The organism is Serratia sp. Ser99 (assembly GCF_024519545.1).
GTDB lineage: Bacteria > Pseudomonadota > Gammaproteobacteria > Enterobacterales > Enterobacteriaceae > Serratia > Serratia liquefaciens.
Genome location: NZ_JALJRT010000009.1, coordinates 209627 through 236165, shown reverse-complemented (window position 1 = coordinate 236165; position 26539 = coordinate 209627). Strand labels below are relative to the sequence as shown.

Genomic DNA, 26539 nt, shown 5'->3' with positions numbered 1-26539 from the left:
GGCGTTGCAGCCAGGCTGCAACGTCAAGAAAGAACAGGATGAGCCTCGGGGAGTAACGCGCCGCCGTCCACCACCAGCGTTTGGCCGGTCATATAGGCGGCCGCCGGTGAGGCGAGAAACACCATCGCCGCCGCGATGTCTTCCGGCTCCCCCAATCGCCCGAGCGGCACTGCGGCCGCAATCGCCTGATTGACCGCCGCGCCCCCCAGATTGGCCATCGCCGGCGTGCGAATCATTCCCGGCTCCACACCGTTGACCCTGACGCCAGCCGCCGCCAGTTCCAGCGCCGCCGCGCGAATAAACCCGTTTACTCCGGCCTTTGAAGCGGCGTAGTGCGCCAACCCCGGATAGGCGACCCGTGGCCCGGTCACCGACGACGTCACCAAAATGCAGCCCCCGCCCTGACGTTGCATCCAGGGTAAAGCCGCCTGCGCCAGAAAGAACGGCGCCATCAGATTAACGCTCAGCGTGCGTTGCAATAACACAGCGTCAATCTCGGCAAAGGGCGTCAGCGGGAAGTAAGCCGCGTTATGGATCACCACGTCCAGCCGCTGATGCTGCTGCCCCACCGCTGCAACCAGTTCGGCAATCTGCCCCGGATCGGCCAGATCGCAGGCCATCGCCTGGACCTGCCCGCCCTGCTGTTGCAGCGTCTCGGCGGCATCCTGCGCTTTTTGCAGCTGCAGATCCGCCATCACCACCGTCGCGCCCAACTGAGCAAAGGCACTGACGATCGCCAGCCCGATGCCCTGCGCACCGCCCGTCACCAGTACCACCTGCCCCTTGAACGCATCAGCCGCATAGGTTGCATTCATCGGACTATCCCCGTGGATGGTGGGTGGTGTTCAGCACCTGCGCATGGGCGCCTACCGCAAAATTGCTCAGCGCGCTGAAATCACTGCCCTGATAGCCGAGGATCTTGCCGTCGGTGCGCATGCCTTGCAGATCGATCATGACCACGCCCAACGTCGGCACAATCTTCTCTCGCCAGACAAACAGGTACAGCTGTTCGGCCACCTTCACGTAGTGGCAGCGATCGACATCCGCCAGCCCTTTCTCCACGCCGTCCAGGCACTGCCAGGCGTAGAAATTGTCGTTCAGATAAATGTGTTCGTAACGCTCGGTCGGGCTGTAGGTATACATGTTACGCATGCCAATCAGCTCGTCGGTGAACTCTGGCGGTGCAACATCGGCGTTATCCAGCGTGCCAAAGTGGAATTCAACGTTGACCGCCGTCAGCGGCAACCCTTGCTCAACCCGGCTGAAGGCGTCCAGACGGGCTTGTTCCTCATCCGGCAACTGGCCATACACCGCCGTGAAATTACCCTGGTTGCGATCGCACACCAGCGTGATGCTGGCGTTCTCCTGTGCGGGATCGAGAAAATCGATAAACAGAATGCCGGGGCGAATGCTGGTGGCGCGATAAGCGATGCCCCTGTACTCCCCCCAACTCAGCGTCTGCTCATCGACAAAGTGACAACTCAGCATTTCACCGTCGGCAAAACGTAATGTCAGCGTGTTACCGCTCAACCCATGCTGCTGTTCCAGCGTATTGCTGTGCGGCGCAAAGCCTTCCGCCAGTGCGCCAACCTGAATAAATACCGCTTCTGTACTCATTTGATGCTCCTTAAAGGGAAGTAAAAGCCAATGTCGGTACGTCGACAATGGTGGAGCCGCCGTCGGCCACCAGCGCCGCACCGGTAATGATCGACGCGTCCTCCGAACAGAGAAAACGGCAGATAGCGGCGATCTCTTCGGCGCTGGCCGGGCGACGCAGCGGCACGTCGCGGCATACCCGTTGGTAAGCCTGCTCCAGCGTAAGGTGGTACTCAGCCATCAGCGGCTGCATCTCTTCATCCGCCATCGGCGTAGTGACCCAACCGGGACACACCGCGTTGGCACGCACGCCCAGCGGGCCGTAGTCACGAGCGATGGAACGCATCAGCCCAATCAGCGCATGTTTGGCGGTCACGTAGCCGCACACCTCCGGCCCGGCGGCCAGCGAAGCGATAGAGGCGACAAACAGCAGGTTGCCGCCGGTTTTCACCAGCTCAGGCAGGCAGGCGCGGGCGCTGGCAAAAGCACTGTTGAGGTTGCTGTCCAGCGCCTGACGCCACTGGTCATCGTTCATTTCGGTAATGCGCCCCAGCCCCATCCCGCCGGCGCTGCAGATCAGGCAATCAATGCGCCCGGCCTGCTGCAAAATGGCCGGCAACAGCTGGCTTTGCCAGCATTCACCGCTGGCCGCATCTCCCACCAATGCCTGCGCGCCAATGTCGTCCGCCAGCGCCATCAGAGGTTCACGGCGGCGGCCGATGATAAAGACCCGATCGCCTCTGCTCGCCAGCAGCCTGGCGCACGCAGCCCCCACGCCGGTGCCGCCGCCGGTAATCACCACCACTCTACTCATCCAGTTTCTCCATCAATTGGCCGATCATCAGCAGGCTGCTCAGCAGCAAGCGCCGCTGCTCCGGTTCCAGCCGCAGATAGCGGCGACCGGCAGGCAAACGGCTGACCACTTCCGAAGCGGCGAAATGTTCGATCTCCAGCCGCCAATGACCGGCCGCGACCGTCAGTTGGATACGCCGAAAATCCAGCTGCTCCAGCGTTTCGGCAATCTGCGGATAGCGCCGCAGAGCGGCAATCATTCGCTGCGCTACGGCACCATCCCGGGTCGCGCGATAAACCACGCCGCGTCGCCGCAACCAACCGCCGGCGTTAATGCGTAGCGTCAGCGGCTCCTTCTGCGAGCACGCCCCCTGCAAGCTGAAACGCTGACTAACGATATGCGCCATAAACAGCGCGCTGACCTGTTCGCTAATGTCGATAACCGGCCCCTGCGGCAAGGTCAGGCGCAGCAGGCAGGGCGAAAGGCGCTCGCAGGCATAGGGCTGCAGATTGTTCGCCAGCCGGCTGAGGGTGACGCCCGGCTGGTAGCCCGCCGGGGAGCGCTGCCAGTAGCGATTAAGTGAGGGAAGTAAGCCGATCAAACTGCGCCTCCTCGCTTTCCGCTTTGGCAAAGGCCGTTTCCAGTACCTGTTCGACCGGCACCGGTTTAAACGGATTGACCTTTTGCACGCACAGGGTCCAGAACAGCGCATAGGCGGCAGTCAGGCCAATCATGATGCTGAACGGGATATAGACGGCACGCGGATCCATGCCCGGCGGGGTGATATAGATAATCGCCAGCACGATGCCCACGCTGGAGACAATTTGCGGCAGCGGGAACCAGGGAGATTTGTAAGCGCGTGGCAGATCCGGGCGGCGAATACGCAGGATCACCACCGAGCAGGTGACCAGCAGGTAGGCCACGCCCCAGGCGCACACCGCCGCCAGCACCAGCGGAATAATACGGTCGAGATTGCCCTGAATGGCGAAGGCATGCACGCAGGGGATCAATACCGCGACCAGAATACCCACCACCGGGGTTTTAAAACGAGGGTGCAGATAGGCGAAGATACGTGGCAATGCCCCGTCCAGCGCCATGCCGTAGAGAATACGCGGCACCGCCGCCATCAGCGTGTTGATGGTCGCCGCCCCGGCCAGCAGCAGCCCGATACCCAACCAGTATTTGCCGAACTCGCCCATCACCTGACCGGCAAAAGCCGGGATCGCCATCGGCGTATCCAGCAGATGAACGCCGTTGGCGGCGTCCACCACCACGTTTTCCACCTGATGGCTGAGCGCCGCGCCGTACAACGCCATGCACACCGCCACGCCACACAGCCCCAGCGACATCGCCCGTGGGATCACGCTGGCGGAGCGTTTGATCTCCGGTGCCATCGGCGTGACCAGCTCACAACCGACGAACATAAACATCGCCATGCCGATCAGGCTGAATACCGCAAAGGGATCGCTCAGGCTCAGCGTGCTGCCGAACCAGCCTTCCAGCGGTACCGCATGCGGCGAAAGCAGCCCGGTAATGCCAAATATCACCAGGGTGCTCCACATGGCGAAGGTCAGCACGATCTCCGCTTTACCGAAGGCCTCGATGCCGAAGGCGTTGAGTGCACCGAACACGATGACCAACCCCACCCCCACCATCCAGGAAGCATTGTGGGTTTCCATCAGGGTATTAAGGTGCTCAAAATTCACCAGCGCCATAATGCCGGAGAGAATGGTTTCGGCGGTCCCGGCAAAGATATGCACGATCAGGTAGGCCGACAGCGCGCCGGTAATGGCAAAAAAGCGTCCCATACCACAGGCGATATAGTCATACACCGATCCGGAGGTCGGCAAGATCGCCGCCGCTTCCGAGAAGGTGGTGAGCTGGGCCTGCATCATGATAAAGGCGATCAGCATCGCCAGCGCGAAGGTATCGCCGCCGATGCCGAAACCGCTGGTCACGGTGAGGATCACCGGGCTGGCCATAATCACCCCGACCGAGCTGGCCAGCGTGGTGGGGAATCCGACCTTGCCCCGCTCAAGATGGGCATGAAGCCGCGACGACAGGTTCATGGTTATGTCCTCTTATAGTTTTATCGTTTGGCCCTGATGGTGTTTTTGCAGGTGTTTCGTCGCCAGTGGCGGCAATATCACTATAGAGAGGAAAAGAAAATGCTGACTATCGTCCTTAAGGACGAGGCCAAACCATAGCTTTTTCGTCTTACCTTTGGTGCCCAATCAACCGTTATGGTTTTCGTTGGCAGGAAAAGGTTTTCACAGAGAGAACAAACGGGATTAAGGCTGTCTATCGTTCTTAAGAACGAGCCGCGGGGAGCGGCATCAGCGGCGAGACTGGCCGGTGATATCGCAGGGGGTCACCACGCCGAGGGGGAAATTGCTGTAAATTCAGCAGGAAGGCCATAGGTCATTCGTTAATATATTAATAAAATATCGACACTCGTGCGGCACTGTCGCTGCCGAGGCTTCTTCGTTGCCTTGTTATTTATGTGTTTTATTGCAATCAGGCTCACGTTGTTAATATGTATTTATTGTGTTGCACAATTGCTATCACTATGCTTGTATCGTTCACATATTGACCGAATATTCCAGACCGAACGATAAAGGGAGGAAATGAATCATGCACATAACATCGTCCGATGCCTTTATCAACAGCTGTTTGACCACCATTGCGCACCTGATCCCGGTGTCCGCAGGGGTGTTTTATTTGGTTAACCAAGACCTGCGGCCAGACCACTATATTTTGCACGGCATCTCCGATAAAACCCACCAGCAGTACTTGAACCATTTCCAGCAGATCGATCCGCTCAAGCCGGCCAACTTTCACCAGCAGGACATCAATATGGTCGGCATGAGCCCGGCGGCAATCGCCAATAACCGCCATTACTATCATGACTTTATGCTGCCCAATGATATGCGCGACATGACGGAGATCTTTATCCGGCAGCGTAAACGCATCGTTGCCGGGGTGTCCTTGATCCGCGATACGCCGTTTACCGAACTGGAACGCGGTCGCCTGCGGGCGGTGATGCCGCTGATCGAACTGGCGACCCGCGACCTGTTGCCCGACGGGGAAGCCCGCCTGCTCACCGCCAAAGAGCAGGAGATCGTCAATATGGTGCGTGAAGGCGCCAGTAATAAACGCATAGCGTTGAAGCTGGGTATTTCGCTTTCAACGGTAAAAACCCATATGCGCAATATTTTTGCCAAAACTGAAGTGGTCAACCGTACCGAATTGGTGGCCAGTAGCTTTATTGCCCACGGCTAATAAATAGAGCCATAACATCGGCTTATAGTGAAGAAAATAAGTTCGTTAATTATTCGCCATTCATGGCGCGGTTTCCGCCTGCCCAGAATACGGCAACGCGGTTATATCTGACTCAGGCTTAACCTGCGGGGATAATTATTATGTCCAGTGATTCCGTTTCTGTACCCGCTGCCGGGGCGGCTCTCCCCTGCCCGCCGCGGCTGCTGACCGCCATCATCATCTTTGCCGCCATTGCACCGGGCATCCTGATGACCGCCCCGGCGGTTGCCGCGCAACTGGCCAGCCAATGGTCGCTCACCCCCGCGCAAATCGGCCATCTGTTTTCCACCGAGCTGGGGGCCATGAGCCTCGCCACCCTGCCCGCCTGGTGGTGGATCAGCCGCGTTAACTGGCGCCGGGTGGCAACCCTGGCTGCGGGGGTGTTTATCGTCGGCAATTTGGCGTCGGCACTGGTCAGTGATTTTCACCTGCTGCTGGGGCTGCGTTTCATCGCCTCTTTGGCGGGCGGCACGCTGATGATCCTGTGTATCACCTGTGCCGGTGGCACCGCCAACCCCAGCCGGGTTTACGCGTTGTGGGTGCTGGGCCAGCTGGTGCTTGGCGCCGTTGGGCTGCTGGTGCTGCCCTTGCTGTTCGCCCATTTTGGCCTGATGGCGGTATACCTGATCCTGGCGGCCATCATGCTGTGCTGCCTGCCGCTGCTTTCCGCCTTTCCCAGCGGCTTTCACCCTGCGCAATCCACCGCCCATACCACGGCAACGCCATGGCTGCGTAAAGTCTTCGCCGTCCTGGCGGTGCTGACCTTTTATATCAGCCTGAGCGCAGTCTGGACCTTTATCGGCAGTATCGCCCACGCGGCCGGCCTTTCGCCGGTCAGCAGCGGCCAGGTGCTGGCGGCCGCCACGCTGTTTGGCATCGCTGGCGCCGGCGGTGCGGCGTTCATCAACGCCAGGCGAGGCGGCAATGGGCTGATCTGGCTAAGTTACGGCTTGTTGCTCGCCGGCATTGCGCTGCTGTTCCACACGCCGCAGCTGCTGCGCTTTGCGCTGGCGGCGGTGCTGTTCAAGTTTACCTGGACCTTTGTGCTGCCGTTTATCCTGGCCCGCGTCGCCGGGCTGGATAACAACGGCAAGCTGATGAACAACATCAATCTGGTGATTGGCGGCGGCATGGCGATCGGCCCAACGCTGGCCGGTTATTGGATTGAGTCTTCAGGCGGTTTCGACAGGCTGCTGGTCGGGGCGCTGGGCAGTGCGCTGCTGTCGCTGCTGCTGATTTCGCTAGCTTCACCGCGCGTTCAACGCGCCATTTAACAGGAGTAATAAGGTGAAAAGAAAAACCGGTTTCTTGTTTGATGAACGCTGTTTCTGGCACAGCACCGGCCTGCATGCCACCACGCTGCCGGTCGGTGGCTGGGTGCAACCGCCTTCAGGGGCGGGCCATGCCGAATCGCCGGAAACCAAACGGCGGATGAAAAACCTGATGGACGTGTCCGGCCTGTCGCGACAGATCCAGCTGCTAAGTGCCGACATGGCGACGGAAGAAGACCTGTTACGCATTCATCCCGCCGACTATCTGCAACGTTTCAAACAGCTAAGTGATAACGGCGGCGGCATGCTGGGTGAGGAAGCACCTTTGGGGCCGGGCAGCTACGAGATAGCCAAACTGTCCGCCGGGCTGGCCTGCGCGGCGGTCGAAGCGGTGCTGCAGGGCCACCTGGATAACGCCTATGCGTTGTCGCGCCCACCGGGCCACCATTGCCTGCCGGATCAATCGATGGGGTTCTGCTTTCTGGCCAATATCCCGATCGCCATCGAGCGGGCCAGGGCCAAATACGGATTAGGCAAAGTGGCGGTGCTCGATTGGGACGTGCATCACGGCAATGGTACGCAGCATATCTATTGGCAACGTGACGACGTACTGACGATGTCGCTGCATCAGGACGGCTGCTTCCCGGCGGGCTACTCCGGTGAACAGGACCGCGGTGCCGGGGCGGGAGAAGGCTTTAACATCAATGTTCCGCTGCTGGCGGGCGCCGGTGACGACGGCTATCTGTATGCCATGCGACAGATAGTGATCCCGGCACTCGAGCGCTTCGAACCCGAGCTGATCATTGTCGCCTGCGGCTACGATGCCAATGCCCTCGACCCGCTGGCGCGCATGCAGTTGCACAGCGACAGTTTCCGCAGCATGACGGCCCTGGTGCAGGACGCCGCCGACCGCCTCTGCGATGGAAAGCTGGTGATGGTGCATGAGGGCGGTTATGCCGAGTCCTACGTGCCCTTCTGCGGGCTGGCGGTGATGGAACAGCTTAGCGGTATTCGCACCGAGGTCGAAGATCCGCTGTTGGCATTCATCCGCCAACAGCAGCCGCGAGACGCCTTCAATCTGTTCCAACGCCAGGCTATCGATGCGCTGGCACAGCACTTCATTCGCTAAATATCCTGGGGCACCGCACGCAGTGCCCCTACCCATTCTCCGCTTTGCCGCTACGCTGAATATGACCTTTCCGATGAGAAAATACGATGTCTGAACAGAAGATCAGCTTTATCAAAGGTGGGCATGGCGATATTGCCGTGCATGACTGGGGCCATGACCGACCGCGTTTTCTGGCGCTGCTGGTGCACGGTTACGGCGAGCATCTCGGCCGTTATCAGTACGTCGCGCGTACGCTGGAAGCGCAGGGTGCGCGGGTGTTCGGCCCCGATCATCTCGGCCATGGGCTTTCGCAGGGCGAACGCGTATTGATTGAAGATTATGACGCCGTGGTCGACGACGTTCGACGCGTAACGGAGCATTTTCAGCGGCTGCATCCTGGCGTCCCCCTGGTGGTTATCGGCCATTCCATGGGTGGGATGATTGCCACCCGCTACGTTCAACGTTATGGCGATGACGTGCGTGCGCTGGTGCTTTCCGGCCCCTTGATTGGCGAAAGAACCCTGATTTCGGATTTGCTTACTCTGCCAGAGATCCCAGACACGCCGCTCGATACTGCCACCCTGTCGCGTGATCCGTCGGTGGGGGAAGCCTATCAGGCCGACCCGCTGGTGTGGCACGGGCCGTTCAAACGCCCGACGCTGCGGGCGATGCAGCAGATCCTGGCAAAAATCAACGCCGGCCCGGGCTTCGGCACGCTGCCTACGCTGTGGATACATGGTGATGACGACAGGCTGGTGTTAATGGCGGAATCGCAAACCGCGATCGATCGGCTCAAGGGCAGCGATTTCGAAGCGATGGTCAATCCAGGCGGGCGACACGAGAGTTTTAACGAAACCAACAAGGATCAGATATTAAGGCGGATCACCGACTTTATCGAACGGGTGCTGGGATAGCTGAATGCCCCTCTCCCGGCGGAGAGGGGCCAGTTCACGATCAGCCTTCAACGATCGCCAGGTAATGTTTTACAAAACGATCCGAGGTGATCTCCCAGCGTACCGGGGTGCCTTTTTCGACAAACCACGAATCCCCGGCCTGATACTGCACGGATTTACCGGTCTTTTCGTCGGTCAGCGTCGCGCTACCCTCCCACACCGTGGCGTGTTCGGAGAACGGATACTCCATTGCAAAGGTGCCGCGCGTGCAGCTGAAAACACCGCAGTTCAGGTTATCGGTCGGCTCACCGAAAAGGCTCGCCACCCCGACGTTTGGCTCACCGGCGATCACCGTGGCGCCCAGGTTGCTGACGCTGCCAATGTCCAACAGTTCAGGCAGCGGTTGCTTAAGCAGTAATGGTTTCATGTTTCTCTCCTGTGATAAAAATTAGCGACGACCTTTCCAGTAGCCGGACGTCTGGTGCCAAACCTTGCCGGCGGTGGTCATTACCCGTCGCAGCTTGTCTTTACCGAAGATATTGACGTGCGGAATCGAACTCATCAGATCGTAACGATCCGATCCTTCGCTCATGCCCTCTGCCAACACTTTGCAAACGATATGACTCGGCGTTACGCCAAAGCCGGAATAGCCCTGCACATAAAACACGTTGTCATGCTGCGGCAAGGTGCCGATCTGCGGGAACAGGTTGGCGCTGCAACACAGCGGCCCGCCCCAGGCCAGGTCGATCTTCACGTCATGCAGGTACGGGAACACTTTCAGCATCAGGTTGCGGTTCCAGGCCTTAAGATCCGACGGGATGTATTCGATCAAGCGGGTGGCGCTGCCAAACAGCAGCCGGTTTTCATTGGTCACCCGGTAATAATCGATCACCGGGCGGATATCGCTGTAGGCACCGCGGATCGGGCTGATCTGGCGGATCAGTTCTTCAGGCAAGGGTTCGGTCGCCAGTTGGAACGCGTAGGTATTGATGGTTTTGTTGTAGATGAACGGCTCCATGCCGTTGAGGAAACCGTTGCACGCCCACAGCATCTTGTTGGCACGTACTGAGCCCATGGCGGTGCGCACTTTGATGCGCGAACCGTATTCCACGCCCAGCACGCTGCTGTTTTCGAAGATTTTTACGCCGTAGCCGCTGAGCGCCTTCGCCTCGCCCAACAGCAGGTTGAGCGAATGCACGTGGCCGCCGCCCATATGTTTCAATGCGCAGGTATAGGCATCTGACCCCACGACCTGTTTCACCTCTGCGCCGGTGTAGAGTTCAATCTCTTCATCCGGCGATACCGCCTTGAATTCCTTCAGCCAGCTGCGCAGGGTTTTCTCCTGGCGTGCATTGCTGCCGAGGTAGCCGTAGCCAAAACAGAAATCGGCATCAATCTCGTACTTCTTGATGCGCTCACGAATAATCCCAGCGCCGAGGTTGCTGATTTTGAAGATGGTTTCCAGCCCGGAGGGGCCGACGTGGCGTTTGATTTTTTCCAGATCGTGACCGATACCGGCCATCACCTGCCCGCCGTTGCGGCCGGTGCCGCCGTAGCCCAGGTAGCGCCCTTCGAGTATGGCGATATTGGTGATGCCGCGCTCAGCCAACTCCAGGGCGGTATTGATGCCGGAGAAACCACCGCCGATGATCACCACGTCAACGTCCAGATCTTCTTCCAGCGTCGGAAAGCGCAGATCGTATTTTTTGGTTGCCGCGTAGTAGGTTAACGATTCGATATTATTGTTCACTGTCGCACTCCCGAAGACCCTATGCCATAACATCGGATTATCAGGAGGTGGGCGCGACGTCGCCATGTCCCTTTAGGGACATTCGCAACAAATAATTAACACTCAGGCGCTGCGGCGCAGCGGGGTGGCCAACAGCAGATTGAACAGTTCGGCCTGCGAACCGATCGCCAGCTTGCTGTAGATGTTCTTGCGGTGGTTTTTCACCGTTCCCAGGCTGATGAACAGCCGATCGGCGATTTGCTGCGAGCTGCAGCCGTCCAGGATCAGATCCACTATTTCGCGCTCGCGCGGCGTCAACAGATAACGTGCCTGCACCGCATGATCCGTCACCCTTTCTGGCTCTGCCGGGGCGACGACCACTTCGCCATGCAGCCGCGCGACGCTCTTGAGCAGCGTCAGCGCATCACGCAACTCAGCCAACTGCGGATAGCGCACCCCCACCGACTGGCGCGCCGAGCCGAAAAACACCCCCAACCCGCGTTCCGACGTCAGGGGCAGCAGCACCCCGGCTTCATCATGCCAGCCGGTTTTGCGGTAAAAGTTACGGTAATAATCAGTATGGTAGAAGCCGCAGGGAGCCAACTGGCGCAGGGTCAGCACCTCGCCGCCGCCGCCATCATTCAGCGCCTGGTAAAACGGATCCTGCAGGTAAGCGCCCTGTTGATAGAGTTGATTGACCGCGTCACTGTTTTCTCGCTCGGTTTTGATCAGGCAACGTGGCGCCTGGCCGCGTTCAAACGCGTAAACAATGGCGCTATCAAAGGCGAAGAACCCTTCCAGCCAGGCCAACAGGTTGGGATAGAAACCTTGGGTTGCGACTGCGTCTATCACTGCGGATAACCGTTCCACCTGAATATTCATCTTCGCCCCGCCATCATTAATAAATTAACAATCACTTTATTCCGGCTACGCCGTGGCCTGTTTGTTATAGAAAACACTCAATAGCGCCAAATGCAACAGCAGAATCGTTTACATGTTAAACAAATCACACCTTCGCCAGATTATTGCGGCGTGGCCTAACGAGGCTGGATTAATATATTAACGGAATCCCTTTCAGGCAGCGAAAAGCAGTGGTTCAGCCGCAGAGGCTGGCTTATGCTGTGGTTTTCGCGTGCCAAGGAGAGAACATGACTACCAGCCTGACCATTGCCAACCGCCAGACCTGGTTCGGCCACGGCAGCATCAGCCAACTGATCCCGCTACTGACCGCCGAGCCACAGCCGACGCTGCTGTTTAGCTGCCGATCATTCCTCAATGGCGCGGTGTATTCCTCACTGGCAGACGCATTGACGCCACTGCTGCTCGGCACCGAAATCGTCAGTCACGAGGCTTCACCGCAAGAGATAGACGCCTGGGTCGCGCGCTGGCGCGGCAAGGTAAGACGCGTGGTAGCCATTGGCGGCGGTAGCGTGCTGGATGCTGCCAAGGCCTTTGCCGCGCTGGTCGAGCACCCGTTGCCCACCCTGCGCTATATGGAAAAGATCGGCGACACAAAAATCAGCGGTGCAACCCTGCCGCTGATTGCCATCCCGACCACCGCCGGTACCGGCAGTGAAGTCACGCAAAATGCGGTGATCACCGACACCCAGGTGAGCAAGGTGAAAGCCTCGCTGCGCCATAACAACTTTGTGCCACACACCGCCATCCTGGATCCGCAGCTGCTGCAAGGGTCACCGGACAAGGTGCTGGCCTACTGCGCCATCGACGCCTTTACCCACCTGTTCGAGGCCTATCTGTCCAAAACCGCCAATACCATGACGCGCGAGATGTCGCTGACCGGCATTCGCCACTTCCTGCAGGCCTGGCCTGCGCTCAACCGCAGCGCCGAGGCTCACGAGGCGATTATGCAAGCCTCTTACCTTGGCGGCCTGACGCTGAGCGCCGCTGGGCTGGGAGTGATCCACGGCATCGCCGGCGAGATTGGCGCCCTGCGCGATTATCACCACGGCCAGGTCTGTGGTCGCCTGCTGCTGCCGTTCCTCGAACTGCTGGCGAAAAGCGAACAACCGCAGCAGCGGGCGCTGATGGCTGAGCTTGCCGCCCGCCTGTTCCCCGAGCAGCATGACAGCCCGGAACGCTACCTGATCGACTTTATTACCCGCAATGCCATCGCCAGTTTCTGGCAGGATGACCTGCCGATTTCCGCCGACGAACTGGCGGTGACGCTGGCAAAATCCAACAGCAAGAACTCGCTGATCGACTACAGCGCGCCGCAGCGGCAGCAGATGATCGAAGGCGCATTCCGCATCGAATGATTATATAATCAGATCAAAGTAATAGCGGGAGATTGGACATGGGCATCATCAGCTGGATTTTCACCGGCATCGCGATTGGCATCCTGGTCGGCTTGCTGATCAAGATTTTTGGCAAGAAGAAAGATCAGTAAACATTAAGCTGTTCCATGAGCCGCCAGCAGGCATTCGTGGAACAGCTTGACCACCCGCTGCGGGCTGGGCGAACGCCGCAGCACGCTGGAATATTCGCAGTGATAACGGAACAGCGTCGGTTTGATGGCGCGCATCATATTTTGCGCGACAAAAAACGCCGCATAGTGGTCGGGAAGAAAGCCGACGTACTTACCGGAAAGAATTAGGGTCGCGATCGACTCCTGGGCAAACCCCGTTGCCTTGCGATGTAAATGCTGCTGCAGGCTCAGTTCCATATTCGGCGAATGGTAGCCTAATCCGGCAAAGGCATAATTGTGCAACAGATCCCAATTTAGTATTTCATGGTTAGCGGAAAATAATTCATGTTGCGCGCCACAATATAAGAACATCCTCTCATGAAATAACGAACTATAAGATAAACTTTCCGCACTGCGGTGCATGGGAATAATGCCAATTTGAAATTGGCCGTCAATGACGCCGCGTTCAATGGTATTTATCGGTTCCACATACATTTGCAAAGAGACATCCGGCGCCTGCTCGCTGAATAAAGCAATCGCCCGGCCGATATGCGCCTGAGGATTACTGACGGTATGGTCGAATATCGCCACGTGCAGCTGCCCACCCAGGCGTTGATGCACATCATCCACCCCACGGCGAAAGGCCTCGGTCGCCGCCAACAGATTCACGGTTTCCTGATAAATCAGCAGCCCTTCGTCAGTAACCGCAAACCCCTCGCGCCCGCGGTGGCACAGCGTCAGGCCCAGTCGCTGTTCCAAATCCTTGATATGCTTGCTGATGGTCGACAGGCTGATATTCAGCTCCAGCTCGGCGGCGCTCATGCCGCCACAGTCGACCACCGCCTTAAATACCCGCAGCAACCGCAGATCCATATCCGATAACTGGCCCAACAATGCGCGCTTTTTTACTTGCATAAAACCTTAAGTAAGTTTCGACATATGATTATTCACATTAGTGAAGAAGCAGAACATAGTCAATTTCACTCAACAATTCATTAACACGTTTATTTATACCCTCTAGCTTTTATAGTTGCGGCCAGGCGTCCAGCTCACTCAGCCCAGGTACTTACTCAAGTAAGTACCTGGGCTGAGCTGGTGCAGATAACAACGCTGCAATTTAAAAGATGACGGGCATAGTTAATTAACCGTACCTATTCTCCCCCTCGGAGGGAAAAATGGCTGATTTAAATCAACGTGAAAATAAAGCCGACCGTGAATGGTTAGAAGCACATTGGATGCCCTTTACCGGCAACCGTAATTTTAAAGCCAACCCGAGAATGATAAGCCACGCGCAAGGCGTTTATTATACCAGCCAGGACGGTCGCAAGATTTTTGACGGGTTATCCGGGTTGTGGTGCTGCGGATTGGGCCATGGCCGCCAGGAAATTGCCGATGCCGCTCACCGGCAACTTTCCCGATTGGATTATTCCCCGGCGTTTCAGTTCGGCCATGCCTTATCTTTCGAACTGGCGAACAAAATCAAGGCCATGACCCCGGCCGGGCTGGACTATGTGTTTTTCACCGGTTCCGGCTCCGAAGCGGCAGACACTTCGTTAAAAATGGCGCGTGCCTATTGGCGAGCCAAGGGCCAGGCGGGCAAAACCTGTTTTATCGGTCGCGAGAAGGGCTACCACGGCGTTAACTTTGGCGGCATCGCGGTGGGCGGCATTGCCGGCAATCGTAAAGCCTTTGGCGCCAGCGCCGAAGCGGACCACCTGCCCCATACCCAACTGGCGGGAAATGCCTTTTCGCGCGGCATGCCCGAGCAAGGCGCCGAGCTTGCGGAAGAACTCAACCGCATCATCACACTGCGTGACGCTTCGACCATCGCCGCGGTGATAGTCGAACCCTTCTCCGGCTCGGCCGGGGTGATCGTACCGCCGGTCGGTTATCTGCAACGCATCCGCGAGATCTGCACTCAACACAATATTCTGCTGATTTTTGACGAAGTGATCACCGCCTTCGGCCGCTGCGGCGCATTGACCGGCGCCGAGGCATTCGGCGTCACGCCGGACATCATGAATATTGCCAAACAGGTCACCAACGGCGCACAGCCGATGGGGGCCGTGGTAGTTCGCCCCGAGATTTACCAGGCCTTCATGGCCACCGATGAACCGGAATATTTGCTCGAATTCCCGCACGGCTACACCTACTCCGCCCATCCGGTCAGCTGTGCGGTGGGGCTGGCGACGCTGGATATCATTGAACGCGAACAGATGATCGAACGGGTGCAGGCGCTGGCCCCCTATTTCGAACGTGCAGTGCACAGCTTACAGGGCAGCAACCACGTCAGCGACATTCGCAACTTCGGTCTGGCGGCGGGTATCACGCTGGCGGCCCGACCGGGCGAAGCGGCACGCAGGCCGTATGAAGTGGCGATGCGCTGCTGGGAAAGCGGGTTTTATGTCCGCTATGGCGGCGACACCCTGCAGTTGGCGCCGCCGTTTATCAGCAGCGAGGCGCAGATCGACTCGCTGATCAACGCCCTCGGCGACGCTATCAACGCAACCGAATAATAAAGGAGCGCAAGCCATGCCAATTGCACATTGGATCAACGGCCAGTCCGCCACCGGCGGAACCCGCAGCCAGCCGGTTTACGATCCGGCTACCGGGCTGTCGCATCAGGAGGTGTTACTGGCCGACCGCGCCACGGTAGAAAGCGCCATCGACGCCGCCGAGCAAGCCTACCCAGCCTGGCGCGATACGCCACCGCTAAAGCGGGCCAGGGTGATGATGCGTCTAAAAACGCTGCTGGAACAGCATGCCGATGCCATCTGCCGGTTGATCACCGCCGAGCATGGCAAAGTGCTCAGCGACGCCATGGGCGAACTGCAGCGCGGCATCGAGAATATTGAGTACGCCAGCTATGCGCCGGAATTGCTGAAAGGCGAACACAGCAAGGATGCCGGGCCGGGCATCGACAGCTGGAGCGAGTTTCAACCGCTGGGAGTGGTGGCAGGCATCACGCCGTTTAACTTCCCGGCGATGGTACCGCTGTGGATGTGGCCAATGGCGGTGGTGTGCGGCAACACATTTGTGTTGAAACCTTCCGAACGCGTCCCTTCCTCCACGCTGTATATCGCTCAACTGGCGTCCGAAGCCGGGCTGCCGCCGGGAGTGCTGAACCTGGTCAACGGCGACCGCGAGGCGGTGGACACCCTGCTGCACGATCCCCGGGTCAAAGCCGTCAGCTTTGTCGGCTCTACGCCGGTAGCGGAGCACATCTATCACACCGGTTGTGGCCAGAACAAACGGGTGCAGGCGCTGGGCGGCGCGAAGAACCATGCTGTGGTGCTGCCGGATGCCGACATCGCCGGCAGCGTCAGTGCGCTGATGGGTGCGGCGTTCGGCTCCTGCGGACAACGCTGCATGGCCATCCCGCTGGTGGTGGCGGTAGGAGACGGCACGGCCGACGCGTTGGTTGCCGGGTTACAGCGGCAAATGGCGGCCATGCGGGTCGGTGCCGGTAACGATAACCGCAACGACATGGGGCCGCTGGTCACCCAACAGCATTATGAAAAAGTGAAAGGCTATATCAATCAGGGTGTTGAGGAGGGAGCTACCCTGGTGGTCGACGGTCGCGAGCTGGCGGTGCGGGACGACAGCGGGCAAATCAGCCAGGGTTATTTCCTTGGCCCAACGCTGTTTGACCACGTGCGACCGGGCATGCGGATTTATCAGGAGGAGATCTTCGGCCCGGTGCTGGGGGTGGTTCGGGTCGGATCGCTGAAAGAGGCGATGGCGATGATAGACGCCCACGAGTACGGCAACGGAACCTGCCTGTTCACCCGCGACGGCGAGGCGGCGCGTTATTTTTCCAGTCATATTCAGGTCGGTATGGTGGGGATCAACGTTGCGCTGCCGGTTCCGGTGGCTTATCACTCGTTCGGCGGCTGGAAACGCTCGCTGTTTGGCGACCTGCACGCCTACGGCCCGGATGCCGTCAGGTTCTACACCAAGCGCAAAACCATTACCCAGCGCTGGCCTTCTTCCCATGATGCCCAGCATGCCACCTTCAGCTTCCCGTCCGGGCAAGGGTAATTTCATAATAATCATAATGATTTTTTAGAGGCGAAGAAATTCGCCTTGTTTTCCACGCGCTCCATTTAATCAGGCCTGGGCAGCGACATGCCATCGCAAGGCTCTACCGCACGATCGCCGCCCGCAAAATAACCCACTAACGCGTTAATGGAGTTTTGAATGACTGAGCCCACACCAGAACACAAATTCAAAGGTAATCTCAGCGTCCTCGACGTGGTGATGATTACCGCCTCCGGCGTCACGCCCGCCAGCTCAATTTTCGTTATTGCTCCGCTGGCGATCGCCAGCGCCGGTAGCGGTGCCTTTATCTCATTTCTGATCGCTGCCTTTATCGCCGCCACTATTGCCCTGTGCTACGCCGAACTCGGTGCGGCGCACCCCAGCGCCGGGGGCGAATACAGCATTATCAAACGCCTGTTCGGCACCCTGTGCGGGCTGCAAACTTACCTGTTTATTCTCAGCGCCGCGCTGTTCGTACCGGCGGTGCTGGCCACCGGTGCCGTGCCTTATTTGAACACCGCGCTGGGGACTCAGTTCGACGCCTCTACCGCCGGGATGATCACCATCTTGATCGGCGGAGCCTGCGCCATTTTCAACATCAAGGCCAATGCGCTGCTGACCGGCACCTTTTTGGTGGTTGAAATCGCGGTGCTGGGGTTAATCGCCTGGTTGGGCTTTAGCACCCCGCACCAAAGTGCGGACATCCTCGTCGCGCCGGTGATGCTAAACCCCGAAGGCGTGTTGGCACCGGTTTCCGTACCGCTGATCGTCGCCATGGTCGGCGTCGCGCTGTTTTCCTATAACGGCTACGGTGCCGCGGTGTATATGGCGGAGGACATGCGCGAGCAGGGCAAACCCATGGCCACCGCCATCATGCTGACGTTGGCGATCGTGGTACTGGTCGAGCTGCTGCCCTTCACCGCTTTGCTGATTGGCGCGCCGTCCCTGGCGGAAATGGCCAAACAGGCCGATCCGGTCGGCTACGTGGTCAGCCAACTGGGTGGGCCGACGCTGGCGCGGGTGGTCAGCGGCGCGATTTACCTGTCGGTGTTCAACGCCATTATCGCCATCGTGGCGCAGTTTAGCCGCATGATGTTCTCCAGCGGGCGTGACGGTTTTTGGCTGCCGCAGGTGAACCGGGCGCTGAAAATCATCCATCCGCGTTTCGGCACGCCCTGGATTGCCACCCTGCTGTTCGGTATTCCCTCGGCGCTGTTGGCCTTTTGCTCCAACCTCGGCGATCTGACCTCATTTACCGTGATCCTGCTGCTGCTGGTGTACATCATCATGGCCGTCGCCGCGCTGATCAGTCGCCGCCGCGTACGTTTCCACCACCCGTATCTGATGCCGCTGTGGCCGCTGCCGGTGGCGATCGCGCTGATCGGCTGCCTGTATGTGTTATGGACAATTTTGATCGCCAGCAGCCTGAAAGACTTTATTATCATTGCCGGTATCCTCTGCTTTGGCCTGCTGCTGAGCTATATGCGCACCCGGCAGGCTATCCCGCACGTTGAACCCTCAATTGAAGGAGAATAGCCATGTCGCAGCGCGCTCAGGATTTGGGCATTAAAATCGGCCACGGCGTTGCCGGCCCGCTGAACGCCATCACCGACGTGCCCGGCGTTCGCGTCGGCCACGCCAGCATCCACGCCGATTTGCCCGACGGGCGCAGCGTGCGTACCGGCGTCACGGTGATCGAACCGCGTGCCGGCCAGGCCCGGCAATCCCCCTGCTTTGCCGGCGTGCATGTGCTTAACGGCAATGGCGACGCCACCGGGCTGGAGTGGATCCGCGAAGCCGGCCTGCTCACCAGCCCAATCGCCTTCACCAACACCCACAGCGTCGGCGTGGTACGTGACAGCCTGATCGCGCTGGAACGTGAAGCGCTGCCGGCCGACGACGCGGTGTACTGGAATATGCCGGTGGTAATGGAAACCTTCGATGGCCTGCTCAACGACATCAACGGTTTTCACGTCAAGCCTGAACATGTGCGGCAAGCACTGCAGGCGGCACACGAAGGATTACCCCAGGAAGGTGCGGTCGGTGGCGGCAGCGGCATGATCTGCCATGAGTTCAAGGGCGGCATCGGCACCGCTTCGCGCCGCCTGCCTGCCGATCGCGGTGGCTGGACGGTCGGTGCCATCGTGCAGGCCAACCACGGCAAACGCGCGTCGCTGCTGGTGGGCGGTTATCCGGTGGGCCGTCATTTGGCACATATTCACTCGCCGTTTACACCGCAGCTGCCGCACCCGGGAATGGGGTCGATCGTCGTCACCCTGGCCACCGACGCCCCGCTGTTGCCGCACCAATGCGCCCGTCTGGCCCAACGTGCCAGCATCGGCATTGCCCGCACCGGCGGCGGTACCGAAGACTCGAGCGGCGACATTTTTATCGCCTTCGCCACCGGCAATGACAGCCTCCCCCCTGCCGACTACGCCAACAAAGGGGCCTTTACCACCCCGCTGCGCATGGTGAACAACGATTACATCTCCGAGCTGTTTGCCGCAGCGGCAGAAGCGGTGGAAGAGGCGATTATCAATGCCCTGTTGGCCGCCAATACCGTTTCCGGCAATGGCCATCGGGCGGAGGGACTGAGCGCCGAACAGTTGCTGACGGCACTGGAAAAAAGCGGCTGGCGGAAATAATTTCAATGTCTGCTCTGGTTATGAGGACAGACTAAAAAATGCTACTCTGGGCGGCGTCCATTTTTTGATTCTCAAGGAATTAATGATGAGCCGCCTCTCGCTCAAATCCATTTTAAATAGGATCCCCCCGGGGAAACGACGCATCCAATTTGTGGTAAGCGTTTTACTGGTCTTCTTCGCGCTATTTCTCTACAACAAAAATTATATTATTTATGCCATAACCCTGTGCTTGCTTATGGCGATGCCGACCTTATTGTTGCTTAGAACCGTTGCTCTGTTTCCCACAATCAAAAAAAAGCTAATCAGACGCTATTGGCGTTTAGTGATCAACACCCGGCAATTTTATAAGCTATCGCTTGCGACAGAGTTCCTGCTTTATGTCGCCACATTTCTCATTACCTTGCAAATTCCCTACGCTTTCCTGATTAACGCTCAAAGCCTGCTGATGTTACAGATCAGCATTGGGATCTATGCGTTCGCAGCCCTGTTAGATTTAAAATCCAGGTGTGAATGGGTGATAAGAAAAACCTGGGCAAGATTGGCAGGAAAAGTCCTGCTAGCCGGTATAGGAACGTTGGCCTTTTACATTTCAACTGCCATGTCAAAGAGTTGGCTAACAGAACTCACCCACACTAACGCGCGTTTTTTCCCGGAAATGACCACGATAGTCGCGACCCTGTATACACCCATCGCTTACTTGAGCATCATCCTGCTGTGCGTTATCACAATGGCCGTATTAGAATGGTTAGCCATTCTCATTCCAATGTTCGTCACCATGCCGCTGCAAATATTTGCACCGAACTTTATTAAACGCACGGCGCAGCGTCTTATTACCGGGAAGAAACATCTCTCACCCGATGCGAACAAAGAGTTAGAAGTGAAAAAGCTCATCATGCTGCCGCGCATAGCGGCGCCTCTCATACTGGCTTCTTTAATGGTCATAGGCATGCAAAGTACTTATGACATCAGCTCACCAACCCTCAGTCTTATCGCAAAAAAATTCCTTGTTGAGCTTCATTATCACCCCAACTACCAATGTAATAATCTTCCCCCTGAAGCGACAGTCGCTGAATTGGAAAAAGGGGTGGTCTCCGTTGCTTATTTTGGCGATAACACCCTTTCCTTTAAAGAGCAGAAATGTGAAACATCATCCAACGATAAATAATAACCACCACGCTATTTCACACTATTGAGATTCGCCGCCCGGTTTGGGCATCGGGTAGTCGTAATCCAGTTTCAGCGGTTCGGCGTAAAGGCTGTCCCACAGTTGGCTGTACAGCTTGTCCAGCCGCTGGCTCATGTTCACGTCGTGCAGCACAATCTCCAGATTGCGCGAATTGTCCAGATAGCCGCCGGTCCAGTTGCTGGTGCCTACCCAGGCGATCTCGCCGTCGATGGTCATGATTTTACTGTGGATCACTCGGGCAAACGGGATAAACCCGCTGCTTGCCGGCGGAATGGTGACCACTTTCACCTGCACATTCGGCACCAGCGCCAGGCTTTTCAGCCAGGCGATATCCGGCTTTTTGGTATTCCAGTTAGCGACCATCAGCTCAATCTGCACACCGCGCGCGGCAGCGCTGCGCAGGGCGTTATCGATCACGGCGTAGTAAGGCCGGGTGCGGTCCGGGCCAAAAGACAACGGCGCGTAGTCCATCACCTGTACCCGCACTCGCTGCCTGGCCGAGGCCAACAGGCGCGGCAGCTCAAGCTGCGAATCAATCACGCCCGCCGGGTTGTAGGCACGCGGGCTGGCGACCAGGTAATTGCTCTGCAGCGGTTCAACCGTGGGTTGGGACGTCAGCTGGGGCACCGGTTTTTCCGCCGCCAGCAACGCCTGCGCCTGCCAGTCCTGTTCGAAGATCGCCTGGATCTGCCGCACCACACCGGCATCGCTGATGCGCAGCCCGGTTTCATGGATGTGCGCCAGCGCGCGCCAGTCAAAGTTCTGGCTGCCGACAAATGCCTGTTCACCGTCCACCAGCAGGTATTTGGCATGCAGAATGCCGCCGCTCAGCCGCTGGTAAGGGATGATACGCAGCTCCAGATTCGGGATCGCCTTAAGCTGTTCCAGCGTTTCGGGAGTAGAAATGCGGATGCCCTTCTCCTCCATCAGGAAACGAATTTTTACCCCACGTTCCCCCGCCGCTTTAAGATGCTGCAGCACGCCATCCAGCAGCGAACCCTGTTGGTTCGCCGCGTAGAACTGGCCCAGATCGATGCGGGTTTTCGCCGCATCAAACATCTGCTGCCACACTTCGGCAGTGTTGCGCAGGTCATCCGCCTGCAACGCGGTTTCTACCGGTGCGGTATACACCAGCTCGTAGCCGGGAATTTCAAAGCGCGCCGCCGCATTCTGGCTCAACATCAACAGGCAACCACCCCATAACGCAGTGTAAAGGCGGCCTAATGGCCACCGTGAATGACGGCCATTAGGCATAGCGCGGCACCTCGTTGTCAACCCGTTGCTCACGGCTGCCGTTTTCCGGGCGGCTGCCCGGCGCACCGGCGCGGATCAGCAGTACCTTCAACAGTTCGTTAATGCGCTCCATGCGGCTTTGCAGATAGTTGTTCCCCACCAGGCACAGCAGCGCGATGGCGATACCCAGTCCGGTAGCGTACAGCGCGGTGCCCATCCCGGCAGAAACCAGGCTCGGCTCGGACACTCCCGAGGCAGCCAGTGCCTTAAAGGTTTCGATAATCCCCATCACCGTGCCCAGCAGCCCCAACAGCGGTGCCGCGGTAACGATAGTTTCCAGCAACCACAGGCCCCGCGCCATCAGCGGCTTGCTCAACAAATACTGAGCGTCGATCAAATCACCGATCGCCTCGCGGTCACCGGCACGGTGTTTTTGCTCCAGCACCGGTGAAATCACCGCCAGCGGCAGGCTGTTGCGCTGGGTCAACTCATCCGGCAGATCGGCCGTGCGGTGCACATCCAACGTCAGCGCCTGCTCCAGTCGACGCGCCTGGCGTTGGGTATAGGCGAAATACAACGCACGTTCGATAATGATCACCAGTGCAATCGCCAGCGCGGCGTACATCACGTAGAAAATAATGTCGTGTAGCAGATTGGCATTCATCGTTCAGTCCTCTTACCCGTCGTCTTTCAAGCCGCAGCGTTGTTACCTGCACTCGCTCACCCCAGTTACTTACTTAAGTAAGCGCCTGGGGATGAGCGAGTTGGCCGCCTGGCTGCAACTTGAAAGCCATAGGGTATAAATAGTTAAAAGGTGGCTTCCAGCGATACGCTGAAGGTACGTTCTTCCCCGACGTTGTAGTAAGGCGTGCTGGCCCTTACGCCGTTATAAGGCGCGGCGTTGAAGGTAGTGGAGCGCACCGAAGTCAGGTACTCCTTGTCAAACAGGTTGCTGATGCCGAAGCGGAGCGCCGCGCTCTTGACGATCTTCTTGTCCACCGGCAAATGCACCCCCGCCGCCAGATCGAATACAGTCCGGCCGCCAATCTTCTCGTCATTGGTCAGGTCGCCGTAGAACGAACTGACGTACTTGCCGCTCACGCTGCTGTAATACAAACCGTCGTCATAACCCAGGGTCACGTTAAGCAGGTTTTTCGGCACGTTCGGCACTTCTTTACCGCTGGTCGGCAGCGGCAGGCCGCCGTTGCTGACAATGTCGCTCTTCTGCTTGGACTCGGTATAGGTGTACGAGGTGTAGTAGTTGAAGTTATGCGGCAGTTGGCCGCTCCACTCCAGTTCCAGCCCTTTGTTCTCTACGTTGCCGATGTTCATCATCTCGTAGTCACCGTCCGGATTGGTGGTAGAGATTTGACGGTCGCTGTAGCGCAAGTAGAACAGCGAGGCGCTCAGCAGCATATCTTCACGCTCGAAACGCCAGCCCAGCTCATGGTTCCAGCTCAGTTCAGGCTTGGTGCTAAGCGAATCGCCGACGTTGTACAACACGTAGTTTGGCGGGGTGCGCATGTTGCGCGTCAGGTTATAGAACACCTGGTTTTCCGGGTTCAGCTTGTAGCTGGCGCTGAAGTTAGGCAGAAATTCATGGTATTTGGCATCACGCTTTTCCGGCACGTTATACAGGCTGCCCTTGTTATCGCCTTTTCGTTCAACGTACTGATAGGCCAGCCCGCCGACGAAGGTCCAGTCCGGCGTCGCGAACCAGGTGTCCTGCAGCCATACTTTTTGCGCCGGGGTAATGGTGTACTGGTTACGCCCCTGCACGGTTTTGCCGTTGGCGTCCTTCACCTGATCGGAACCGCCCGGTTTACCCGAGAGCTGCTGCGGGTTGCCGTCGTCCTTGATGCCGATAAACGGCTGGGTCTGCGACTGACGCGCACGTTCAAACCAGTAGCCGATATCCAGGCTGTGCTGATCGTTGATGTCCCACTTCAGCTTGGTGGTGATACCCGGCCGCCAGGTCTGGGTCCAGGAAGGACGGTAATAGGTGTTGGACTGCAAGTTGCTGAGGTCATACTGACCGGCCCGATCCGAGGTACTGGACAGTACCGACGCGCTCTGGCCGCTGAAGCTGCCGCCGTTCCCCCAGTAGTAATAGGGTTGCAGGGTTAACGCCAGGTTGTCGCGCAGCTGCAGCTTCTGGGTGAACGTCAGGTTGAAATTCTCGAACGGATTACGGTTGAGCTTGTAATAGCGAGTCAGCTGGCCCCGGTTATTGTAGGACGGCGTGGTGTCATAATCGCCACGGGGGTCTTCCGCGAACTGAGCCTTGCTGCGGGTGTTGTAGTTGACGTTATTTTGCTGGTTGTACTTCATGATCAGGTTGCTGCTGTTGCCGTTACCGTCCTCATACAACGAGTTCATCTCGAACTTGTTGGAGTACAAGCGCCCTTCCCCGCGCCACTTTTTGGCCTCGGTGTGCGAATAGGAAATCCAGTTGCTGAAGCCGTTGTACTCACCGGTCTCCAGACGGGCAAAGGTTTTGCTCAGGTTGTTGCTGCCCAGCGTCTGTTTGACGAAGCCGCCGAAGTCTTTAGACGGACGCCGCGTCACCAGGCCAATATTGCCGCCGCTGGAGCCGATGTGCGGGCCGTCGGCTTCCGAGGATCCCTGGGTGACGAACACTTCCCCCAGGTTCTCTGAATCACCCAGCAGGTTCGGGTAAACCGCATAGTTGCCGGAATCGTTGATCGGGATCCCGTCCATCGACAGGCCGATTTGATCGGAGCTCATACCGCGCATGGTGTAATCAACGCCGCTCAGACCGCTGGCATCGTCGCTGTTGACGTTCAGGCCCGGCGTGTATTTCAGCTTGTCGATGGCGTTGGCCGCCGCTGGCATTTTATCCATCGCCTCTTTGGTGATGGTGGAACGCGACTTGGCGCTGTCCTCCTGCACCATCATGCCGCCGCCCAGCGACTGCCCCTTAACGTTGATGGTGCCGACGTCGGTCGAGTCCGCCGCCAGCACGGCACCCGGTAACATCGCCGACATCACTGCCAGATAAATCCCAGATCGATTGAAAGATTTCATTGTTTCCATCCCATAAAAATCAAACTGTTATGCCAGGCATCAAGGCGCCTGATAATTGAACGTGGCTGAAAATCTTTTGGTTGTTTGCCCGTTGAAAGCCTCAGTTGGGAACGGCTTCACCTGGCTGATACTTTGCAAACTGCTCAGCGCCGCACGGTTGAGCAGCATGCTGGAGGCCTTATTGGTGATGCCGGAAGAGATCACCCGACCGCTGCGATCTACCTCCAGCCACACCTCGACGTTGCCCTGCGGCCGTTCAAGCGAAGCCTGCCGCCCGCTGGGATAGCGCTTGCGCTGCTCCAGCTCATGGCGCAATGCCTGCAGATAACCGTTTTCGATTGCCTGCGCATTCACCTTCGGTGCCGCTGGGGCTGGCGGAGCGGGCTGTGCGGCGGGCTTGCTGACCAAGGTTCTCGGCGCTGCCGGCACCGCGGCGGGTCTGGCCTTTTCCACCGGCTTGGCTTTCTCTTTCACCGGCTTGGGTTTGGGTTTCGGCTGTGGCTTGGGCACCGGTTTGGCCTCGACAATCGGTTCAGGTGCAGGCACCACAGGTTCAGGAAGGGGCTCAGGTTCCGGCTCGACCAATGCCAGCTCCATGGCGGTTTCGTCATAGCGCGGCTGAATTTTCAGCGCCGCCTGTTGGCTGGCGAACAGCACGCAGCCCGCGACGATCAGCGCCGGCAACCAGCTGAAAAGGTGACGTGAGCGATAGAGCAGATACATGTCACAGCTTCCGTGTGGCGATGGAGACGGAGAAGAAACCGCCCTGGCGCAGGTTATCCATCACCGCGACCAAGCGCTCTACCGCAACGCCTTTGTCGCTATTAACGATAATGGTGGTGGTCTGGTTTTCCTGCTGCTGCTGCTTCAGCGTGCTGACCAGCGCGCTCAGCGCTATCGGCTGGCCGTCGAGCTGCAGTTGTTCCTCAGCGCCCAGGGTAATGATCGCCTTCTTCTGCGGCTTCAATTGCTGAGCGCTACCGGCGGACGGCAACTGAGTCTTCAGCCCAAGGGCCGGGATCACGTTCAGGCTAATCAACACAAAAAACACCAGCAAAAACATCATCACGTCGATCATCGGGATCAGTTCGATGTGCGCTTTGTTCTTTTTCGGCTCGTTCCAGTTACGCATGGCACTCCCTCCCAAAAGCAAAGCAGCCAATATAGAGAGCCTATGTTTATCTTTTGTTACGTTTGTGTGATCTTATTTTCACAATGCAGAGGTTTTGAGAGTTTTTTCTCAGGCAATC

24 protein-coding genes are annotated in these 26539 nt (G+C 58.1%); 10 read left to right on the top strand and 14 right to left on the bottom strand.

All coding sequences use genetic code 11. From position 1 onward, the window contains the following. Nucleotides 1–23 precede the first annotated feature (23 nt). Genes NR114_RS18600 through NR114_RS18580 form a run of 5 tightly spaced genes read right to left on the bottom strand, consistent with a single transcriptional unit; the run spans nt 24 to nt 4458 of the window. Nucleotides 24–815 (bottom strand): SDR family oxidoreductase, encoded by a 792-nt coding sequence (locus NR114_RS18600; RefSeq protein ID WP_128865546.1) that lies wholly within the window; start codon nt 813–815, stop codon nt 24–26. A 4-nt stretch (nt 816–819) separates the two neighbouring features. After that, complete coding sequence (locus NR114_RS18595) at nt 820–1617, bottom strand: molybdenum cofactor biosynthesis F family protein (RefSeq protein WP_020825079.1); 798 nt, start codon at nt 1615–1617, stop codon at nt 820–822. Between the two features lie 10 nt (nt 1618–1627). Further along, complete coding sequence (locus NR114_RS18590; RefSeq protein ID WP_046374575.1) at nt 1628–2410, bottom strand: SDR family NAD(P)-dependent oxidoreductase; 783 nt, start codon at nt 2408–2410, stop codon at nt 1628–1630. Beyond that, complete coding sequence (locus NR114_RS18585) at nt 2403–2990, bottom strand: DUF3156 family protein (RefSeq protein WP_234529325.1); 588 nt, start codon at nt 2988–2990, stop codon at nt 2403–2405. The genes NR114_RS18590 and NR114_RS18585 overlap by 8 nt, the downstream gene beginning before the upstream one ends. After that, nucleotides 2965–4458, bottom strand: coding sequence for an APC family permease (locus NR114_RS18580; RefSeq protein WP_044554068.1), 1494 nt, complete (start codon nt 4456–4458; stop codon nt 2965–2967). Before NR114_RS18580 ends, NR114_RS18585 begins: the two co-directional genes overlap by 26 nt. Nucleotides 4459–5023: 565 nt before the next feature. On the opposite strand from NR114_RS18580, the gene NR114_RS18575 reads away from it, so the two are divergent. The 4 genes from NR114_RS18575 to NR114_RS18560 all read left to right on the top strand — a co-directional run bounded on the left by NR114_RS18575 (nt 5024) and on the right by NR114_RS18560 (nt 9003). Further along, nucleotides 5024–5671: a LuxR C-terminal-related transcriptional regulator gene (locus NR114_RS18575; RefSeq protein WP_020825075.1), complete on the top strand. Its 648-nt coding sequence runs from the start codon at nt 5024–5026 to the stop codon at nt 5669–5671. A gap of 140 nt (nt 5672–5811) precedes the next feature. After that, complete coding sequence (locus NR114_RS18570; protein WP_234529326.1) at nt 5812–6984, top strand: MFS transporter; 1173 nt, start codon at nt 5812–5814, stop codon at nt 6982–6984. Nucleotides 6985–6997: 13 nt separating this feature from the next. Beyond that, nucleotides 6998–8110, top strand: coding sequence for a class II histone deacetylase (locus tag NR114_RS18565; protein WP_142816006.1), 1113 nt, complete (start codon nt 6998–7000; stop codon nt 8108–8110). Nucleotides 8111–8196: 86 nt separating this feature from the next. After that, entirely contained in the window at nt 8197–9003 is an 807-nt protein-coding gene (locus tag NR114_RS18560) for an alpha/beta hydrolase (RefSeq protein ID WP_115060203.1), read from the top strand. Between the two features lie 40 nt (nt 9004–9043). Here the strand turns inward: NR114_RS18560 and NR114_RS18555 are convergent, their stop codons facing one another. The 3 genes from NR114_RS18555 to NR114_RS18545 form a co-directional block, all read right to left on the bottom strand. Continuing rightward, entirely contained in the window at nt 9044–9409 is a 366-nt protein-coding gene (locus tag NR114_RS18555; protein ID WP_197821414.1) for a cupin domain-containing protein, read from the bottom strand. Between the two features lie 21 nt (nt 9410–9430). After that, on the bottom strand, nt 9431–10732 hold the full coding sequence (locus NR114_RS18550; RefSeq protein WP_044554061.1) for an FAD-binding oxidoreductase: 1302 nt from the start codon (nt 10730–10732) through the stop codon (nt 9431–9433). Nucleotides 10733–10834: 102 nt separating this feature from the next. Then, nucleotides 10835–11593, bottom strand: coding sequence for a response regulator transcription factor (locus NR114_RS18545; RefSeq protein ID WP_129941574.1), 759 nt, complete (start codon nt 11591–11593; stop codon nt 10835–10837). Between the two features lie 266 nt (nt 11594–11859). On the opposite strand from NR114_RS18545, the gene NR114_RS18540 reads away from it, so the two are divergent. Then, complete coding sequence (locus NR114_RS18540; RefSeq protein ID WP_256814420.1) at nt 11860–12987, top strand: iron-containing alcohol dehydrogenase; 1128 nt, start codon at nt 11860–11862, stop codon at nt 12985–12987. A gap of 134 nt (nt 12988–13121) precedes the next feature. Here NR114_RS18540 and NR114_RS18535 read toward each other — a convergent pair whose 3' ends face one another. Next, nucleotides 13122–14051, bottom strand: coding sequence for a LysR family transcriptional regulator (locus NR114_RS18535; RefSeq protein WP_020825066.1), 930 nt, complete (start codon nt 14049–14051; stop codon nt 13122–13124). A 260-nt stretch (nt 14052–14311) separates the two neighbouring features. On the opposite strand from NR114_RS18535, the gene NR114_RS18530 reads away from it, so the two are divergent. The 5 genes from NR114_RS18530 (at nt 14312) to NR114_RS18510 (ending at nt 20987) form a co-directional block, all read left to right on the top strand. Then, complete coding sequence (locus tag NR114_RS18530; protein WP_217331516.1) at nt 14312–15652, top strand: aspartate aminotransferase family protein; 1341 nt, start codon at nt 14312–14314, stop codon at nt 15650–15652. A 16-nt stretch (nt 15653–15668) separates the two neighbouring features. Next, nucleotides 15669–17177 carry a CoA-acylating methylmalonate-semialdehyde dehydrogenase gene (locus NR114_RS18525; protein WP_256814421.1) on the top strand — a complete coding sequence of 503 codons (1509 nt, stop codon included), beginning with the start codon at nt 15669–15671 and terminating at the stop codon, nt 17175–17177. Nucleotides 17178–17336: 159 nt separating this feature from the next. Further along, nucleotides 17337–18713 carry an APC family permease gene (locus NR114_RS18520; protein ID WP_020825063.1) on the top strand — a complete coding sequence of 459 codons (1377 nt, stop codon included), beginning with the start codon at nt 17337–17339 and terminating at the stop codon, nt 18711–18713. 2 nt (nt 18714–18715) lie between these two features. Next, a complete protein-coding gene (locus NR114_RS18515) occupies nt 18716–19822 on the top strand; it encodes a P1 family peptidase (RefSeq protein ID WP_129983276.1) in 1107 nt (368 codons plus the stop codon). An 82-nt stretch (nt 19823–19904) separates the two neighbouring features. Next, nucleotides 19905–20987 carry a hypothetical protein gene (locus NR114_RS18510; RefSeq protein ID WP_129942209.1) on the top strand — a complete coding sequence of 361 codons (1083 nt, stop codon included), beginning with the start codon at nt 19905–19907 and terminating at the stop codon, nt 20985–20987. A gap of 21 nt (nt 20988–21008) precedes the next feature. Here the strand turns inward: NR114_RS18510 and NR114_RS18505 are convergent, their stop codons facing one another. The 5 genes from NR114_RS18505 to NR114_RS18485 all read right to left on the bottom strand — a co-directional run bounded on the left by NR114_RS18505 (nt 21009) and on the right by NR114_RS18485 (nt 26421). Continuing rightward, nucleotides 21009–22262, bottom strand: coding sequence for a phospholipase D-like domain-containing protein (locus NR114_RS18505; protein ID WP_234529416.1), 1254 nt, complete (start codon nt 22260–22262; stop codon nt 21009–21011). Beyond that, a complete protein-coding gene (locus NR114_RS18500) occupies nt 22255–22905 on the bottom strand; it encodes a MotA/TolQ/ExbB proton channel family protein (protein WP_048762875.1) in 651 nt (216 codons plus the stop codon). Before NR114_RS18500 ends, NR114_RS18505 begins: the two co-directional genes overlap by 8 nt. Before the next feature lie 143 nt (nt 22906–23048). Next, nucleotides 23049–25289 (bottom strand): TonB-dependent receptor, encoded by a 2241-nt coding sequence (locus NR114_RS18495; RefSeq protein ID WP_020825058.1) that lies wholly within the window; start codon nt 25287–25289, stop codon nt 23049–23051. Nucleotides 25290–25328: 39 nt separating this feature from the next. Continuing rightward, entirely contained in the window at nt 25329–26012 is a 684-nt protein-coding gene (locus tag NR114_RS18490; protein ID WP_256814422.1) for an energy transducer TonB, read from the bottom strand. A gap of 1 nt (nt 26013) precedes the next feature. Then, the gene (locus tag NR114_RS18485; RefSeq protein WP_020825056.1) at nt 26014–26421 is read right to left on the bottom strand and encodes a biopolymer transporter ExbD; all 408 of its coding nucleotides are present in this window, start codon (nt 26419–26421) and stop codon (nt 26014–26016) included. Nucleotides 26422–26539 lie beyond the last annotated feature (118 nt).

Bases quoted from the DNA above. Each gene is read 5' to 3' on its own strand.
- NR114_RS18490 (WP_256814422.1), bottom strand. From the start codon at position 26,012: ATGTATCTGCTCTATCGCTCACGTCACCTTTTCAGCTGGTTGCCGGCG.
- NR114_RS18520 (WP_020825063.1), top strand. From the start codon at position 17,337: ATGACTGAGCCCACACCAGAACACAAATTCAAAGGTAATCTCAGCGTC.
- NR114_RS18505 (WP_234529416.1), bottom strand. From the start codon at position 22,262: ATGCCTAATGGCCGTCATTCACGGTGGCCATTAGGCCGCCTTTACACT.
- NR114_RS18540 (WP_256814420.1), top strand. From the start codon at position 11,860: ATGACTACCAGCCTGACCATTGCCAACCGCCAGACCTGGTTCGGCCAC.
- NR114_RS18590 (WP_046374575.1), bottom strand. From the start codon at position 2,410: ATGAGTAGAGTGGTGGTGATTACCGGCGGCGGCACCGGCGTGGGGGCT.
- NR114_RS18495 (WP_020825058.1), bottom strand. From the start codon at position 25,289: ATGAAATCTTTCAATCGATCTGGGATTTATCTGGCAGTGATGTCGGCG.
- NR114_RS18555 (WP_197821414.1), bottom strand. From the start codon at position 9,409: ATGAAACCATTACTGCTTAAGCAACCGCTGCCTGAACTGTTGGACATT.
- NR114_RS18500 (WP_048762875.1), bottom strand. From the start codon at position 22,905: ATGAATGCCAATCTGCTACACGACATTATTTTCTACGTGATGTACGCC.
- NR114_RS18510 (WP_129942209.1), top strand. From the start codon at position 19,905: ATGATGAGCCGCCTCTCGCTCAAATCCATTTTAAATAGGATCCCCCCG.
- NR114_RS18535 (WP_020825066.1), bottom strand. From the start codon at position 14,051: ATGCAAGTAAAAAAGCGCGCATTGTTGGGCCAGTTATCGGATATGGAT.
- NR114_RS18515 (WP_129983276.1), top strand. From the start codon at position 18,716: ATGTCGCAGCGCGCTCAGGATTTGGGCATTAAAATCGGCCACGGCGTT.
- NR114_RS18580 (WP_044554068.1), bottom strand. From the start codon at position 4,458: ATGAACCTGTCGTCGCGGCTTCATGCCCATCTTGAGCGGGGCAAGGTC.
- NR114_RS18575 (WP_020825075.1), top strand. From the start codon at position 5,024: ATGCACATAACATCGTCCGATGCCTTTATCAACAGCTGTTTGACCACC.
- NR114_RS18595 (WP_020825079.1), bottom strand. From the start codon at position 1,617: ATGAGTACAGAAGCGGTATTTATTCAGGTTGGCGCACTGGCGGAAGGC.
- NR114_RS18485 (WP_020825056.1), bottom strand. From the start codon at position 26,421: ATGCGTAACTGGAACGAGCCGAAAAAGAACAAAGCGCACATCGAACTG.
- NR114_RS18525 (WP_256814421.1), top strand. From the start codon at position 15,669: ATGCCAATTGCACATTGGATCAACGGCCAGTCCGCCACCGGCGGAACC.
- NR114_RS18560 (WP_115060203.1), top strand. From the start codon at position 8,197: ATGTCTGAACAGAAGATCAGCTTTATCAAAGGTGGGCATGGCGATATT.
- NR114_RS18545 (WP_129941574.1), bottom strand. From the start codon at position 11,593: ATGAATATTCAGGTGGAACGGTTATCCGCAGTGATAGACGCAGTCGCA.
- NR114_RS18530 (WP_217331516.1), top strand. From the start codon at position 14,312: ATGGCTGATTTAAATCAACGTGAAAATAAAGCCGACCGTGAATGGTTA.
- NR114_RS18570 (WP_234529326.1), top strand. From the start codon at position 5,812: ATGTCCAGTGATTCCGTTTCTGTACCCGCTGCCGGGGCGGCTCTCCCC.
- NR114_RS18600 (WP_128865546.1), bottom strand. From the start codon at position 815: ATGAATGCAACCTATGCGGCTGATGCGTTCAAGGGGCAGGTGGTACTG.